Genomic DNA, 13,790 nt, shown 5'->3' with positions numbered 1-13,790 from the left:
GCGAGGGGCAGTCGTGAATCCGCGTCCCTGTGCACGAACAGCGCCGAGAAAGTCTCAAAGGGGATGAAGCGGCATAGCGCATGCACGCTGATCTGGACCAACGTCGGGCGCTCACCCTGCTCGTCGACCACGCGGGGTGCCGGTGATCGGCTTGTCCAGCGTCATCCGGGACAGCGACGCCCGGGAGGCGGCGTAGATGCCCATGATGATCGTGCTCGTCAGATGGCGTTCGATCAGGGTCCATGCGCTGGATGCGGTAGTCCAATGGCGGGCTTTCGATTGGCACCCCCACAGGAAGGCCACGTAGGGCGCGAGATGCCCAGCCGCATCGATCAGCACATTGAACAGGGGTTGCCAGCGGCTGGCCAAGTCGGCATCGATGATGCGCGGGACGGCGGGCGCGCGGTGCCGTGGAGGTGGTGGCCAGATGCGGATGCGGTCATCCGTGTGTTGCCATGCCTGGTCCTTGGCAATGTGCAGCGTGTCTCAGTCCAGTTCGCGATGGAAGGTCGCCACCTGGTCCCAGCCTTGTGTGCGTGCGTGCGCGGCCAGGCGTTCGGTCAGATAAACCGAACGGTGCTTGCCGCCGGTACAGCCGAAGGCAACCGTGACGTAGCTGCGCGTTTCGCCGCGCAGGCGGGGCAGCCAGGTGTCCAGGAACCCGCTGACCTGCTCGACGTAGCGCACCACGTCTTCCTGCGCGTCCAGATAGTCGCGCACCGGTCCGTCGCGACCGGTCAGCGGGCGCAGTTCCGGCTGCCAGTGCGGATTGGGCAGGACGCGGGCGTCGAACACGAAGTCCGCATCGGCCGGCACGCCACGCCGGTAGGCGAAGGATTCGAACAACAGCGACGGCGCATCGCGGCTGTCGAAGGCGAACTCGCCGACGATCCGCCTGCGCAACTGGTGCACGTTGAGCTGGCCGGTATCGATCAGGACATCGGCCTCGGCGCGCAGGGGCTGGGTGATCGCCCGTTCCTGGACGATGGCCTCGGGCAGGGACAGGCCCAGGTAGCTGAGCGGGTGGCGGCGGCGGGTGTCCGAATAGCGGCGCAGCAGCACCTCGTCGTCCGAATCGAAGAACACCAGCTTGGCGGTCAGTCCCAGGCGCACCACCGCCGCACGCCACTGTGCGAGCTTGGACAGGTCGCTGTGCCGGTTGCGCACGTCGATGCCGACGGCCACCTTCTGCCGCAGGACATCCTCGCGCATCATGCTGCGGATGAACTCCGGCAGCAGCTCGATGGGCAGGTTGTCCACGCAGTAGTAGTCCAGGTCTTCGAGCGTCTTGAGCGCTACCGACTTGCCCGAGCCGGACAGGCCGCTGACGATGAGCACGAAGGGCGGCTGCGGGCCAGTGGCCGGCGCGGGCGCGTCCGGGTGCGTCGCCTCGCTCATGGCGTGCTGCGCTCAAGCAGGTTGCTGTGGCGGGCGATGAACATTGCCGCCGGATCGATGCCCTTGGTGCGCAGGATGTGCAGGCGCGTGGCCGCCTCGGTGAGGACCGCCAGGTTGCGCCCGGGCATGACCGGCAAGGTGATCAAGGGCACATCGAGATCGAGCACGTGGCGCGTGCCCGAGTCGCCGGTGAGCCGGTCGTAGCCATGCACCCCAGGCTCGGTCATCGGCCGGGTCAGGTGCACGATCAGGCGCAGGTACTTGTTCTTCTTCACCGCCGTGTCGCCGAACATGTCGCGCACGTTGAGTACGCCCAGGCCGCGGACCTCCAGCAGGTCCTGCAGCAGTTCCGGGCAGGTGCCATCCAGGACATCGGGAGCGATCTGGGTGAACTCCGGGGCATCGTCGGCGACCAAGCGGTGTCCACGGGTCAGCAGTTCCAGGGCCAGCTCGCTCTTGCCCGAGCCCGCCTCGCCGGTGATCAGCACGCCGATGGAGTAGATCTCCATGAAGACGCCATGCAGGGTGACCCGCGGCGCCAGGGTGCGGGCCAGGTGGTAGGACAGGAAGTTGAGCAGTTCATGGCCACGCCTGGGCGAGGACCACAGCGGGGTTTCGGACTCCTCCGCGGCCGCGCGCAGGTCTTCCGGGCAGGACTGGTTCTTGCTGATGACCAGGGCCAGCGGGCGCGCGGCGACCATCTTCTCGATGGTCTCCCAGCGCAGGCGCGAGTCCAGGCCGTCCAGCCAGGACAGTTCCTCGGTGCCCAGGATCTGCACCTTGTTGGGATAGATCGCGTTGAGGTAACCCGCCAGCGACGGCCGGCGCTTGACCTTGCCGGCGGTATCGATCTGGCGCTTGGCGCCGGCGCGGCCGGCCAGCCAGCGCAGGCCGAGCTTGTCCTTCATCTGGTCGAACAGCTCGCTGGCGGAGATGCTGGAGTTCATGGCGTCCTGATCGGCGGCGTCGACACCGCATGATACGACGCGAGCCGCCATCGCCGAACCGTCATGCCCGGCCTCTTTGCGCGAACGGCGACCCGATCGGGTCGCCGTTGCAGTGAGATTGCCAGGGCGGGCGAGGAATCAGTCGGCGTTCTCGCCGCGGCCACGCTGCCGGTCGATCTGCTTGCGTTTGTGCTTGAGCACCAGGCGGTCGAGCTTATCGGCCAGGATGTCGATGGCCGCATACATGGTCTCGGCGCCGGCATCGGCGTGCAGGGTGCGACCGGAGAGGTTGAGCGTGGCTTCGGCCACGTAGTCGGGCTTGGAGAATCCCAGTTGCGTGCGGCATTCGAGCGGCTGGTCGAAGTGTCGTTCAAGGCGCTTGAGTTTCGTCTCGACGTAGTCACGCAGTGCCGGGGTGACTTCCATCGACTGGCCGTAGGTCTCAATTCGCATCGCGTTGTCTCCTGCAGTTGTTGTTGCTTTCGGTTGTTCGGACAAACCGGGCTGCGTGGGGTTCCTCGTCGACTCCTCTATGGGCTGGGTTGGGTTCAAGTAACGCACCGGAAGGTCCGGCTTTCAAGCTGGCAGGTGGACGATGAACCGACCACCAATCGGGCAGTTCATCCCATCCTGACGCGTTCGTGCGAGGACAGGATGTCCATGGCTTCACGATACTTGGCGACCGTGCGCCGCGCCACTGGCACGCCTGACGATTTCAACAGGTCGGCGAGCTTGGCGTCGGACAGGGGCTTGCGCGGGTTTTCCGCGTCGATCAGCTTGCGGATCATCGACTGGATGGCCGTGCTGGAGGCCTCGCCGCCGCCCTCGGTGCTGACGCCCGAGGCGAAGAACGCGCGCAGGGGCAGGGTGCCACGCGGCGTGCGCACGTACTTGCGGGCGATGGCGCGCGAGACGGTGGATTCGTGCAGCCCCACCTCGGCGGCGACCTCGCGCAGGGTCAGCGGGCGCAGGGCCTGCTCGCCAAACTCCAGGAAGCCGGCCTGCTGGTGGATCAGGCAGCGGGTGACCTTGAGCAGCGTATCGCCGCGGGCCTCCAGGCTCTTGAGCAGCCAGCGGGCTTCCTGCAGGTGCCCGCGCAGGTAGCCGGCATCGGACTCGCTGCAGCGCCGGATCATCGACTCGTAGCCGCGGTGGATGGTCACCCGCGGCAGGTGCTGGCTGGCCAGCGCGGCACGCCAGACGCCTTTCTGGCGCCAGACCACGCAATCGGGGACCACATAGGTGTCCTGGGTCAATTCGCCGATCTGCACGCCGGGCTTGGGATCGAGCGATCGCAGCAGGGCGACGGCTTCCTCGACTTCGTCCAGGCCGCGCTTGAGCTCGCTGGCCAGGCCCGCCGCGCCGCTGCGCGGGAGCTTCTCCAGCAGCGGCCCTTCGGCGATACGCAGGGCCAGGTCGCGGCCGGCGGTCTGTTCCGAAAGCACGTCCAGCTGCAGGCGCAGGCACTCGCCCAACGAGCGCGCCCCGACGCCCACAGGGTCGAAGCGCTGCAACTGGCGCAGCACGGTCTGGATCTCGTCCTCGCCGGCGGTGACTTCGGGACGCAGGGTCTGTGCGATTTCCGAGAACGGCGTGCGCAGGTAGCCATCGTCCTCGATCGCATCGATCACCGCCGCGCCGATGCGGCGGTCGCGCGGGGACAGGTGGGAGAGGTGCAGCTGCCAAAGCAGGTGGTCCTGCAGGCTGTTGGACTCGGCCACGCGCTCGGCCGCGCTGCCCTGTTCGTCGTCGTCGAATGATCCGCCGGATGCGCTTCCCGACTCGTTGCTCCAGGGCGCTTCATCCGGCTGCCAGTCGTCGCTCTCAGGACTGCGCTCGGCCTGTTCGTCCGGTGCCCGGTCCGACGCATCGCTGCCCGGCTGCGCTTCCGGAGGGGCGTTCTCTTCCCAGTCCAGCAGGGGATTGGTCTCGACTGCCTCGGCGATCTCGGCTTCCAGTTCGGCGGTGGACATCTGCAGCAGGCGGATGGCCTGGCGCAACTGGGGCGTCATGACCAGTTGCTGTCCCAACGATGTCTGGAGGCGTGGTTTCATCCGAGGGCCCGAGTACGACAGGTGCGACCGCCACCCGCACGCAGCTGCACGTCAGAGCCGGAAGGTGTCTCCCAGGTACACGCGACGGACGTCGGCATTGGTCAGTAGCGCGTCTGGTGCCCCCTGCGCCAGCACGCTGCCTTCCGCGAGAATATACGCCCGGTCACAGATTCCCAAGGTTTCGCGCACGTTGTGGTCGGTGATCAGCACGCCGATCCCGCGGTCCTTGAGGTGGGTGATGATGCGCTGGATCTCGCCGACCGAGATCGGGTCCACGCCGGCGAAGGGTTCGTCCAGCAGCATCAGGCGCGGCTTGGCAGCCAGGGCGCGTGCGATTTCCACCCGGCGGCGCTCGCCGCCGGAGAGGCTGGCGCCCAACTGGTCGGCCACATGGGTGATCTGCAGCTCATCCAGCAGCGAGGCCAGTTCCTTCTCCGCCGATGCACTGTCCAGGTCTTCACGCAGTTCCAGCACCAGGCGGATGTTGTCGGCCACGGTGAGCTTGCGGAACACCGAGGGCTCCTGCGGCAGGTAGCCCACGCCGAGCTTGGCGCGGCGGTACATGGGCTCGCCTGTGATGTCCTTGCCGTCGAGGGTGATCTGGCCGGCGTCGGAGGACACCAGACCGACGATCATGTAGAAGCAGGTGGTCTTGCCGGCGCCGTTGGGGCCGAGCAGGCCCACCACTTCGCCCGGTTCCAGGGTCAGGCCGAAATCGGCGACCACCTGGCGCTGCTTGTAGCTCTTGCGCAGGCCCTGTGCCGACAGCATTACTTGTTCCCCGGCTTGGCCGGCGGCACCTGGGTGGGCGAGCCCACCGTGGCCCCGGGGGACTTGTTCTTGGGCTGGATCACCGTATGCACGCGCGAGCCATCGCCGCCGCTCTGCATGTTGCCGGTCTTGGTGTTGTAGACCATCTTCTGGCCGGAGTTGGAGCCCTTGGGCGAGGTGACGGTGTAATCGCCGGTCAGGGTGATGATTTCCTTCATCAGGTCGTAGACGATCAGGTCGGCCTGCGCGTTCATCGGGGTGCCATCGTCGTTGATCTGCTTCAGCTTCACCGGTCCTCCGGTAAAGGTGACCTGGGTGATCTCGCCGTTCTTGCGCACGATCTGGCCCTTGGTGGCCTGGATGTCCAGCGTGCCCTGGGTCAGGTGCACGCCCTGGTCCAGGTGGATCACGCCATCCTGGGTGACGTTGCCGTCCTGGTAACCGGCATCCAGGTTCATCTCCTGATTGCGATCGGAGGTCTTGGCCAGCGCGCCACCGGCGAGCAAGGCCATCGCCAGACCAGTCATCAGCAGCAGCGGGCCTGCATTACTGCGCAGATTTGGGGACATAGCGCGATCTCACCTTGGACTTGAACTTGTATTGTTGGGTCTGCGAATCGATTTCGAAACCCGTGCCGCTCATGGTGGCGCCGGGTTGGGTCAGGACCACCTCGCGGTCGGTCGAGGCCAGGTGCTGATCCGGATAGATATCCAGCAGCGTGGTCTTGAACGTGGACGGGGCCGTGCCGGGTGGACTGGTGCCGACCACGTCGCCTTCCATGCGCAGCTTCTCGCCCTTGGCCGCGACCCAGCCGGTCTTGCTGACCATCTTCCAGTGCGCGCCCTCCTTGTCGGGCATCAGGAAGGTCGGGTCGGTGATGGTGTAGGTCTCGTCACTGGCCAGCCGTCGCATCTCCGGCGCCTCCAGCGTGACCGACTCCTGGCCCTCCTTGTCCAGGGCGACCATGGTGAAGTCGTGCATGATGTAGTCGTACTTGTTGGGGTCCACCGCGACCGCTGCGGGCTTGTGCCGGTTGTTCCAGGCCAGCCAGCCGAACACCAGCACGCCTGCGAGCAGGCACCAGCCCAAGCCGGCGCGCCAGCTCACGCGGCCCCCTCCTGCAGCAGCTTGTCCACGTGGCCCTGGGCCGCCAGCACCAGGTCACAGACTTCGCGCGCGGCGCCGCGGCCACCGGCGGCGCGGGTGGTCCAGTGGGCGGCAGGCGCGACCCATGGATGGACATTGGCCGGCGCCACCGCCAGGCCGACGTTGCGCAGGCTGGTCAGGTCGGCCAGGTCGTCGCCCATGAAGAGCACCTGGTCCAGGCCGAGGCCACGTTCGGCGCACAGGGCTTGCAGTTTTGTCAGCTTGTCCTTGACGCCCTGATGCACGCCGATGCCCAGCTCGCGCGCACGGTGCTCGACGACCTGGCCGCTGCGGGCGGTCACCAGCGCCACCTCGATCCCGTGGCGGCGCAGCAGGACCAGGCCGAGTCCGTCCTGCACGTGGAAGGTCTTGGCTTCGCGGCCGTCGGCGTCGAGGAACAGCCCGCCGTCGGTCAGCGTGCCGTCGACATCGAAGCAGGCCAGGCGCACGCGTGAGGCTCGGTCCAGCAGTTCGTCGGTGATGTTGTGGAGATGGCTCAGATGCATCCTGCGGGACTTGCGAAAGAAAGGGGGATGGAACGCGGCGCAACCGGTCTTACACCACGCGGGCTCGCAACAGGTCGTGAATGTTAAGCGCGCCGATGACCTGATTCCGTGCGTCGACGACGATCAGGCCCGAGCCGATGTTGCGCGTCTCCAGCAGCCGCGCCGCTTCGGTCGCAAGCGCCTGGGCGCCGATGGTCACCGGGTTGCGGGTCATGACCTGGTCGATGCGCGTGGCATGGATATCCAGTCCGGCCGTGTCCAGCGCCCGGCGCAGGTCACCGTCGGTGAAGATCCCGCGCAGGATGTTGCCAGCATCGACCACGGCGGTCATGCCCAAGCGCTTGCGGCTCATTTCCACCAGCGCCTGGGCCAGCGTGGCGTCCTGCGGCACGCAGGGGATCTCCTCGCCCACGTGCATCACATCGGCGATGTGCAGCAGCAACTGGCGCCCGAGGCTGCCGGCAGGATGGGAACGGGCGAAATCCTCGGAGGTAAAGCCGCGCGCCTCCAGCAGGGCCACGGCCAGCGCGTCGCCCATGGCCAGGGTGGCGGTGGTGCTGGAGGTCGGGGCCAGGTGCAGCGGACAGGCCTCGGCCGGCACGCTGACGTCCAGATGCACATCCGCTTCGCGGGCCAGGGTGGACGCCGGGCGTCCGGTCATCGCCACGACCGCATTGCCCTGCCGCTTGAGCACCGGCAACAGCATCAGGATCTCGTCGGACTCGCCCGAATAGGACACCGCCAGCACGATGTCCGCGTCGGTGATCATGCCCAGGTCGCCGTGGCCGGCCTCGGCCGGGTGCACGTAAAAGGCCGGGGTGCCGGTGGAAGCCAGGGTTGCGGCGATCTTGCGTGCGATATGGCCCGACTTGCCCATGCCCATCGCCACCACCCGGCCTGTCCCGGCCAGGATCAGCCGACAGGCCGCCGAGAATGGACCATCGATGCGCTGGGCCAGCGCGTGCAGGGCCTCGGCTTCGATCTGCACGGCGCGACGGCCGCTGGCAGCCAGGGCGGCATCGTCGACTGGAACGCTGGACTGCGCGGTGGAGGGCATCAGGTCAGGTGCCGTGGGCGTAGAATGGTCGGCCATTTTAGGAGGAAAGGCCGTTGGACGCCGAAACCATCCGTGAACTCATCGAGAAGGGCCTGCCTGGCGCCCAGGCGCGCGTGCAGGGCGATGACGGCGTGCATTTCGAGGCCACCGTCGTCAGCGAGGTCTTCCAGGGCAAACTGCCGCTGGCACGCCATCGCATGGTCTACGCCACGCTGGGCGAACTGATGGGCGGGGCGATCCACGCGCTCCAACTCAAGACCGTCACCCCCGACGAAGCCGCTTAAGCGCTGCGTCCTGCCCGAAGGGAAACTCCAAGTTCCATGCAGAAGATCATCGTCACCGGTGGCGCCTCGCTCAAGGGCGACGTCACCATCTCCGGCGCCAAGAACGCCGTGCTCCCCATCCTGTGCGCGACCCTGCTGGCCGACGGCCCGGTGCGCATCCGCAACGTGCCCAACCTGCACGACGTGGTCACCACCACCAAGCTGCTGGGCGAACTGGGGGCGGGCGTGGAGGTCGAGGAAGGCCAGGGCGCCGATGGCCGCGTGGTCACGGTCGATCCGACCACGGTGAGCCGGTTCGTGGCGCCCTACGAGCTGGTCAAGGTCATGCGCGCCTCGATCCTCGTGCTTGGGCCGTTGGTGGCTCGCCATGGCGCGGCGGTGGTCTCGCTGCCCGGAGGCTGTGCCATCGGCTCGCGCCCCGTCGACCAGCACATCAAGGGGCTGCAGGCCCTCGGTGCCCACATCACCGTGGAAAATGGCTACATCAAGGCGCGCGCCGCGCGGCTGAAGGGCACGCGCTTCGTGTTCGACATGGTGACCGTGACCGGCACCGAGAACGTCATGGCGGCCGCCGTGCTGGCCGAGGGCACCACTGTCCTGGAAAACGCGGCCATGGAGCCGGAAGTCACCGATCTGGCCGAGTGCCTCAACGCACTGGGCGCGAAGATCGAAGGCGCCGGGACCTCGCGCATCGTCATCCACGGCGTCGAGCGCCTGGAAGGCGGCACCCATGCCGTGGTGCCTGACCGCATCGAGACCGGGACCTTCCTGGTCGCCGCGGCCATGACCGGCGGCAGAGTCACCGCGCGTCGCGCCCGCGCCGACACGCTCGAGGCCGTGCTGGACAAGCTCAGGGAAGCGGGCGCGCAGGTCGAGACCACCGAGGACAGCATCACCGTGGACATGCAGGGCCGGCGTCCCAAGGCGGTGGACCTGACCACCGCGCCGTATCCGGCGTTCCCGACCGACATGCAGGCGCAGTTCATGGCGCTCAATTGCGTGGCCGAGGGCGTGGGCGTGATCAACGAGACGATCTTCGAGAACCGCTTCATGCACGTCAACGAGTTGCTGCGCCTGGGCGCGGACATTCGCGTCGAGGGCCACACCGCCATCGTGCGCGGCTCGGCTGAACTCAGCGGTGCGCCGGTGATGGCCACCGACCTGCGTGCTTCGGCCTCGCTGATCCTGGCCGGCCTGGTGGCGCAGGGCGAGACCACCATCGACCGGATCTATCACCTGGATCGCGGCTACGAGAACATCGAAGCCAAGCTCGGCGCGCTTGGCGCCCAGATCAAGCGCATGTCCTGAGTCCACGCCGCCTGCGGCCATGCGCTGCAGGCGATGCTGCGACGCGCAACAATCCGTGCAATGACCTCGGGTAAGGTCGGCGCGCTCCGGCATGCAGCAATGGGCCGCCTGCGCGGAGCCGTCGTGTGATCCGTGGATGTCCTGGCTCCCGGGGAGGGCTAGGTGGCACACGTCGCCTTGCCGGCCCGGGACAAGGAGAGATGCCATGAAGGCACTGGGATGGAGGATTCTGCTGGCGTCGGCCACGCTGTTGGCCGCCAATGCGCACGCGCAGAACTGGCAACTGGTGTGGAACGACGAGTTCAACGGCGCGATCGGGCCGGACTGGACGTTCGAGACCGGCAATGGATCAGGTGGCTGGGGCAACAACGAACTGGAGTACTACCAGCGCGCCAACGCAAGCGTGCAGAACGGGGCGTTGGTAATCACCGCGCGTCGCGAGGACGTGGGGGGATTCCGTTACACCTCGGCGCGGATGAAGACCCAGGATCTGGCGAGCTTCCGCTACGGACGCATCGAGGCAAGGATGAAGCTCCCGGCCTTCAAGGGTGCCTGGCCGGCGTTCTGGATGCTGGGTGCCAATCTGCCGCAGGTGGGATGGCCCGCCTCGGGCGAGATCGACGTGATGGAGCACGTCAACGACGAGAACCGTGTCTACGGCACGATCCACTGGAGCGATGCCAACAACACCTATGCCCAGTACGGCGGCAATCTGGCCACCACGGTAGGCGACTGGCATGTGTACGCGGTGGAGTGGGACGCCAATGCGATCCGCTGGTACGTGGACGGGACCAAATACCACGAAGCCAACATCCAGAATTCGGTCAACGGCACCGACGAATTCCATCGCCCGTTCTTCCTGCTGCTGAACTTCGCCATCGGCGGCAACTGGCCGGGCTTCGAGGTCGATGAGAGCAAGCTGCCGGCCACCATGTCGGTGGACTACGTGCGGGTGTACTCGGCGGGCGACGCGCCGGCTGGCGTGGCCACCGTCTATCGCGACTGCAACTACGCCGGCAGCGGCGTCGCCCTGCCGGAAGGTCGCTATTCCTTGTCGCAGCTGCAGGCGCGTGGTGTGCGCAATGACGACCTGTCCTCGCTGCGGGTCAATGCCGGTTACCAGGTCACCTTGTACCAGGACGACAACTTCAGCGGCCCCAGCCTGACCAAGACGGCGGACACTGCCTGCTTGGTGGCCGACGGGTTCAACGACAAGGCCTCCTCCCTCGTGGTCGCGCCCGTGTCCCAGGCGTGGTCGAAGGGCATCGAGGCGGAGGACTTCACCGCCCAGCAGGGCGTGCAGACCGAAGCCTGCAGTGAGGGCGGGCTGAATGTGGGCTGGATCGACCAGGGCGACTGGATGGCCTACGGGGATGTCACCTTCCCGGCCACGGGTAACTATCTCGTCGAGTATCGCGTGGCCAGTCCATCCGGCGGCACGGTGTCGCTGGATCTCAATGCCGGCGGCATCCTGCTGGGCCAGGCTCAGGTACCGGCCACCGGAGGTTGGCAGAACTGGACCACGATCTCGCAGACGGTCAACGTCGCCGCGGGCACCTACAGCCTGGGCGTCTACGCGGCCCAGGGCGGCTGGAATCTCAACTGGATCCGCATCACCCGGCTGTGAGCCGCAGCGGCGCTTGCCGCTCGCGGTAAGGCTCAGGCTCTAGAATATCGGTCGGCGCTTCCTGGGCGCAGGCCAATTCTTGTTTCTGGAGTGCTTCGCATGTCACTGGTCCGTTTCCCATCGATTCCATCGTCACCACGCGGAGCAGGCGCATGAGCACGCTGCGCTCGCGACTGCATGTCTCGCGCCGGCGGCGGGCGCTGATCGTCCTGCTGGTGATCGCGCTGCTGGCGGTGACGTGGATGGGCTGGATCGGCGCGGCCGGCCTGAGCGGCATCCAGACCAAGGACATGGACTGGGATGGCGATGGCCAGGTCACCGGGATGGAGATTGCCCAGGCGTACTACGCGGTGGTGGCCGACAAGCAGGTCGACGGCAACCGCACCTGCACCACCTACCGTTGGCGCGGCAGCGGCAAGGAAATCCGGGTCGAGTGCCGGACCGAGGTGCAGCCGGCCGAGGCGGAAAAAAAGGAATGAAAAACGCCGGGCATTGCCCGGCGTTTCTTTATTGAGTGGCGGCCGCGCGCTATCTGAACGAGGTCAGGGTCAGCTCGTAGGAATCCCGACCGTCCTCGCGTTGCAGGATACGCGCCGGCACGGGCATGTCCGGCACTACCCAGACGATCATCTGCTTGTCGCCATCGGCCTGGCTGACCTTGGTGGCGGTGACCTGCTTGCCGGCGATGTTGATGGTTTCCTTGCCATCCATCTGGTAGCTCAGCGTGCGCGCCTTGCCGTTCTCCAGCATGCGATAGCGCAGCGGCTTGCCCGCGTGCACATCGCGCACGATGGCCAGGTTGATCAGCAGGGCGTCCATGTCGCCCTGTTGCAGCGGCACCGGTCCCTTGCGGTTGTCCTTGATGTCGCCACTCCACGTCGCCTGCTTGCTGTCCCAGTTGTAGTTGGTCTTGACCGACTTGCTCTTGACCAGGACCACCGACGAGTCGCTGGACGTCAACGGGCGCAGCTGGCCATTCTTCTCCTCGAACGTGGTGGACTGGCTGAGGTTGACCAGCTGGTTGCGCACGGACATGTCGTACTTCCACTTGCCGGCGCCCTGCGGCGCCAGGGTCATCTGTCCATTGCCCTGCATGCCCATGGCGCTGGCCTGGTAGGTCGCGGTGAAGGCGTCCATGGCAAAGGCGGGCACGGCGGTCAGCGCCAGCACGGCAGTGGCGGCGAGGGCCTGGAGTGGACGCGAGATGGCGGGGTTCATGGTCATTGCACTCCCTGGTAGTCGATGAGGCGAAGGTCGATGGCATCCTCGCCATCATTGCGTTGGAGCATGCGGACCGGCGTGGGCACGCCGCTGGCGACCCAGAACACCTGCTCGCGGTCGCCGGCATTGGTGCGTTCGACGCGCATGGCGTCATAACTCAGTTCGCCGACCGGCACGATCTCGGTGTCTGCGGCGACCTTGTAGGTGTATTCCTTGGCGCGCCCGTTGTCGACGACGCGGTAATCGAGCGCCGCGCCGGGGCGGGCGTCACGCATGATGGCCAGGTCCAGCAGGAGCGAGCTCATGTCGCCCTGCTGCAGCGGTACGGGTGCCTGACGGTCCGGATCGATCTTGCCGGTCCAGGTCGCCTGATTCTTCCACCAGTCATACGCACCGGTCATCTCCTTGTCGCCGAAGATGGCCTTGCGCACCGTGCTCTGACTGAGCGGGCGCAGCACGGTGGTGGTGGGCAGCTCGGTGACATCGAAGACGGTGCTTTGCTGGATGTTGAGCCGCAGCAGACTGGCTACGCCACGATCGCCATGAATCTCCAGGTCCATGCGCCACTGGTTGCCGGCCTTATGGACGACCTGCAGCGTCGCATCACCGGCGCGCTTGCCCTTGTACCAGGCCTCATAGGTCGCGGTGAACGGCTCCAGCTTCCATGGCGCGGCCCCGACCTCGACAGGCGTGGCCGGGGAAGGGCTGGCGGGGGCTTGCTGGGCAAAGGCGGGTGCGGCGCAGGCAAGGAACACGAGGCCGCTCAACAGCTTGGTCATCACGGAATCGGTCGAGGAAGGGGCGCGAGCCCGTTGGTGGAATCTAGTGTCAGCGGCGTAAACATCGGCTGACCATCGACAAGGGCCGTGCCGCCACGTTCAGCAAGGCGTCCGGAAACCGCCAGCTTCAGCGTCGCCGGCAGCAGCAGATGTTCCAGCGCCAGCACACGCTGCGCCAGGCGCTCGGGGGTTTCCCCGGGCGCGATGGCCAGGCGCGCCTGCGCGATGACCGTACCGGCATCCAGTTCAGGGATGACGAAATGCACGCTGCAGCCGTGTTCGGCATCGCCGGCGGCGAGCGCGGCGGCATGGGTCCCCAGCCCCCGGTGGCGCGGCAAGAGGGAAGGGTGGATGTTGAGCATTCGTCCGGCGAAGCGCTGGATCAGGGCATCGCCCAGGATCCGCATGTAGCCGGCGCAGACGATCCAGTCGGCGCCGGAGGCGGCGATGGCATCGCCGAGGGCCTGTTCGTAAGCGTCGCGGCTTTCGAAGCTGGCCGGCTTGGCGCTCCAGCGCAGTGCCGCCGGCACGCGGTGCAGGGCCGCAGCCTGCGGGCGATCGGAAAACACCCCGGCCAGTCGCGCCCGCAGCGCCCCGGAGGCGATCGCATCGAGGATCGCCTGCAGGTTGCTGCCACGGCCGGAGGCCAGCACGGCGATGCGCGGATGGCTCACGTGTGCAGGGCCTGCCAT

Annotated in this window: 17 protein-coding genes; 4 read left to right on the top strand and 13 right to left on the bottom strand. The window is 66.9% G+C overall.

The window, feature by feature from the left end; translation table 11 throughout:
• Window positions 1-111: 111 nt before the first annotated feature.
• The 10 genes from PJ250_RS20340 to PJ250_RS20295 all read right to left on the bottom strand — a co-directional run bounded on the left by PJ250_RS20340 (window position 112) and on the right by PJ250_RS20295 (window position 7,879).
• Complete coding sequence (locus tag PJ250_RS20340; protein WP_271646446.1) at window positions 112-369, bottom strand: hypothetical protein; 258 nt, start codon at window positions 367-369, stop codon at window positions 112-114.
• A gap of 117 nt (window positions 370-486) precedes the next feature.
• Window positions 487-1,398, bottom strand: a complete 912-nt coding sequence (gene rapZ, locus PJ250_RS20335) for an RNase adapter RapZ (RefSeq protein WP_271646445.1) — start codon at window positions 1,396-1,398, stop codon at window positions 487-489.
• Window positions 1,395-2,345 carry an HPr(Ser) kinase/phosphatase gene (gene hprK, locus PJ250_RS20330; protein WP_271646444.1) on the bottom strand — a complete coding sequence of 317 codons (951 nt, stop codon included), beginning with the start codon at window positions 2,343-2,345 and terminating at the stop codon, window positions 1,395-1,397. The genes rapZ and hprK overlap by 4 nt, the downstream gene beginning before the upstream one ends.
• Before the next feature lie 138 nt (window positions 2,346-2,483).
• The gene (gene raiA, locus PJ250_RS20325) at window positions 2,484-2,798 is read right to left on the bottom strand and encodes a ribosome hibernation-promoting factor, HPF/YfiA family (RefSeq protein ID WP_271646443.1); all 315 of its coding nucleotides are present in this window, start codon (window positions 2,796-2,798) and stop codon (window positions 2,484-2,486) included.
• Between the two features lie 167 nt (window positions 2,799-2,965).
• Window positions 2,966-4,399 (bottom strand): RNA polymerase factor sigma-54, encoded by a 1,434-nt coding sequence (locus PJ250_RS20320; RefSeq protein ID WP_271646442.1) that lies wholly within the window; start codon window positions 4,397-4,399, stop codon window positions 2,966-2,968.
• A 51-nt stretch (window positions 4,400-4,450) separates the two neighbouring features.
• The gene (gene lptB / locus PJ250_RS20315; protein WP_271646441.1) at window positions 4,451-5,170 is read right to left on the bottom strand and encodes an LPS export ABC transporter ATP-binding protein; all 720 of its coding nucleotides are present in this window, start codon (window positions 5,168-5,170) and stop codon (window positions 4,451-4,453) included.
• Entirely contained in the window at window positions 5,170-5,739 is a 570-nt protein-coding gene (gene lptA, locus PJ250_RS20310; RefSeq protein ID WP_271646440.1) for a lipopolysaccharide transport periplasmic protein LptA, read from the bottom strand. Before lptA ends, lptB begins: the two co-directional genes overlap by 1 nt.
• Entirely contained in the window at window positions 5,717-6,277 is a 561-nt protein-coding gene (gene lptC, locus PJ250_RS20305) for an LPS export ABC transporter periplasmic protein LptC (protein ID WP_271646439.1), read from the bottom strand. The genes lptA and lptC overlap by 23 nt, the downstream gene beginning before the upstream one ends.
• Window positions 6,274-6,822, bottom strand: coding sequence for a KdsC family phosphatase (locus PJ250_RS20300; RefSeq protein WP_271646438.1), 549 nt, complete (start codon window positions 6,820-6,822; stop codon window positions 6,274-6,276). Before PJ250_RS20300 ends, lptC begins: the two co-directional genes overlap by 4 nt.
• Window positions 6,823-6,871: 49 nt before the next feature.
• Window positions 6,872-7,879 (bottom strand): KpsF/GutQ family sugar-phosphate isomerase, encoded by a 1,008-nt coding sequence (locus PJ250_RS20295; RefSeq protein WP_271646437.1) that lies wholly within the window; start codon window positions 7,877-7,879, stop codon window positions 6,872-6,874.
• Window positions 7,880-7,932: 53 nt separating this feature from the next.
• On the opposite strand from PJ250_RS20295, the gene PJ250_RS20290 reads away from it, so the two are divergent.
• From PJ250_RS20290 to PJ250_RS20275, 4 genes are all read left to right on the top strand, one after another.
• Entirely contained in the window at window positions 7,933-8,163 is a 231-nt protein-coding gene (locus PJ250_RS20290; protein WP_271646436.1) for a BolA family protein, read from the top strand.
• Between the two features lie 36 nt (window positions 8,164-8,199).
• Window positions 8,200-9,471 carry a UDP-N-acetylglucosamine 1-carboxyvinyltransferase gene (gene murA / locus PJ250_RS20285; protein WP_271646435.1) on the top strand — a complete coding sequence of 424 codons (1,272 nt, stop codon included), beginning with the start codon at window positions 8,200-8,202 and terminating at the stop codon, window positions 9,469-9,471.
• A 205-nt stretch (window positions 9,472-9,676) separates the two neighbouring features.
• A complete protein-coding gene (locus PJ250_RS20280) occupies window positions 9,677-11,098 on the top strand; it encodes a carbohydrate-binding protein (protein ID WP_271646434.1) in 1,422 nt (473 codons plus the stop codon).
• A gap of 152 nt (window positions 11,099-11,250) precedes the next feature.
• Complete coding sequence (locus PJ250_RS20275) at window positions 11,251-11,577, top strand: hypothetical protein (protein WP_271646433.1); 327 nt, start codon at window positions 11,251-11,253, stop codon at window positions 11,575-11,577.
• A 49-nt stretch (window positions 11,578-11,626) separates the two neighbouring features.
• Here PJ250_RS20275 and PJ250_RS20270 read toward each other — a convergent pair whose 3' ends face one another.
• The 3 genes from PJ250_RS20270 to purN are packed head-to-tail and all read right to left on the bottom strand — an operon-like array spanning window position 11,627 to window position 13,772.
• Window positions 11,627-12,316, bottom strand: coding sequence for a DUF3108 domain-containing protein (locus PJ250_RS20270; RefSeq protein WP_271646432.1), 690 nt, complete (start codon window positions 12,314-12,316; stop codon window positions 11,627-11,629).
• Window positions 12,317-12,318: 2 nt separating this feature from the next.
• The gene (locus PJ250_RS20265; RefSeq protein WP_271646431.1) at window positions 12,319-13,098 is read right to left on the bottom strand and encodes a DUF3108 domain-containing protein; all 780 of its coding nucleotides are present in this window, start codon (window positions 13,096-13,098) and stop codon (window positions 12,319-12,321) included.
• Window positions 13,098-13,772 (bottom strand): phosphoribosylglycinamide formyltransferase, encoded by a 675-nt coding sequence (purN, locus tag PJ250_RS20260; protein WP_271646430.1) that lies wholly within the window; start codon window positions 13,770-13,772, stop codon window positions 13,098-13,100. The genes PJ250_RS20265 and purN overlap by 1 nt, the downstream gene beginning before the upstream one ends.
• Window positions 13,773-13,790 lie beyond the last annotated feature (18 nt).

Source organism: Pseudoxanthomonas sp. JBR18 (assembly GCF_028198165.1).
In the GTDB taxonomy this organism is placed as follows: Bacteria; Pseudomonadota; Gammaproteobacteria; order Xanthomonadales; family Xanthomonadaceae; genus Pseudoxanthomonas_A.
Note: the sequence above shows the minus strand (reverse complement) of the source record. Positions and strands in the feature narration are given on the sequence as shown.

Excerpts from the sequence above, each read along its gene's own strand:
- PJ250_RS20265 (WP_271646431.1), bottom strand. The coding sequence starts at position 13,098 with ATGACCAAGCTGTTGAGCGGCCTCGTGTTCCTTGCCTGCGCCGCACCC.
- murA (WP_271646435.1), top strand. The coding sequence starts at position 8,200 with ATGCAGAAGATCATCGTCACCGGTGGCGCCTCGCTCAAGGGCGACGTC.
- PJ250_RS20295 (WP_271646437.1), bottom strand. The coding sequence starts at position 7,879 with ATGCCCTCCACCGCGCAGTCCAGCGTTCCAGTCGACGATGCCGCCCTG.
- PJ250_RS20280 (WP_271646434.1), top strand. The coding sequence starts at position 9,677 with ATGAAGGCACTGGGATGGAGGATTCTGCTGGCGTCGGCCACGCTGTTG.
- rapZ (WP_271646445.1), bottom strand. The coding sequence starts at position 1,398 with ATGAGCGAGGCGACGCACCCGGACGCGCCCGCGCCGGCCACTGGCCCG.
- hprK (WP_271646444.1), bottom strand. The coding sequence starts at position 2,345 with ATGAACTCCAGCATCTCCGCCAGCGAGCTGTTCGACCAGATGAAGGAC.
- PJ250_RS20320 (WP_271646442.1), bottom strand. The coding sequence starts at position 4,399 with ATGAAACCACGCCTCCAGACATCGTTGGGACAGCAACTGGTCATGACG.
- PJ250_RS20270 (WP_271646432.1), bottom strand. The coding sequence starts at position 12,316 with ATGAACCCCGCCATCTCGCGTCCACTCCAGGCCCTCGCCGCCACTGCC.
- lptA (WP_271646440.1), bottom strand. The coding sequence starts at position 5,739 with ATGTCCCCAAATCTGCGCAGTAATGCAGGCCCGCTGCTGCTGATGACT.
- PJ250_RS20275 (WP_271646433.1), top strand. The coding sequence starts at position 11,251 with ATGAGCACGCTGCGCTCGCGACTGCATGTCTCGCGCCGGCGGCGGGCG.
- lptB (WP_271646441.1), bottom strand. The coding sequence starts at position 5,170 with ATGCTGTCGGCACAGGGCCTGCGCAAGAGCTACAAGCAGCGCCAGGTG.
- raiA (WP_271646443.1), bottom strand. The coding sequence starts at position 2,798 with ATGCGAATTGAGACCTACGGCCAGTCGATGGAAGTCACCCCGGCACTG.
- PJ250_RS20300 (WP_271646438.1), bottom strand. The coding sequence starts at position 6,822 with ATGCATCTGAGCCATCTCCACAACATCACCGACGAACTGCTGGACCGA.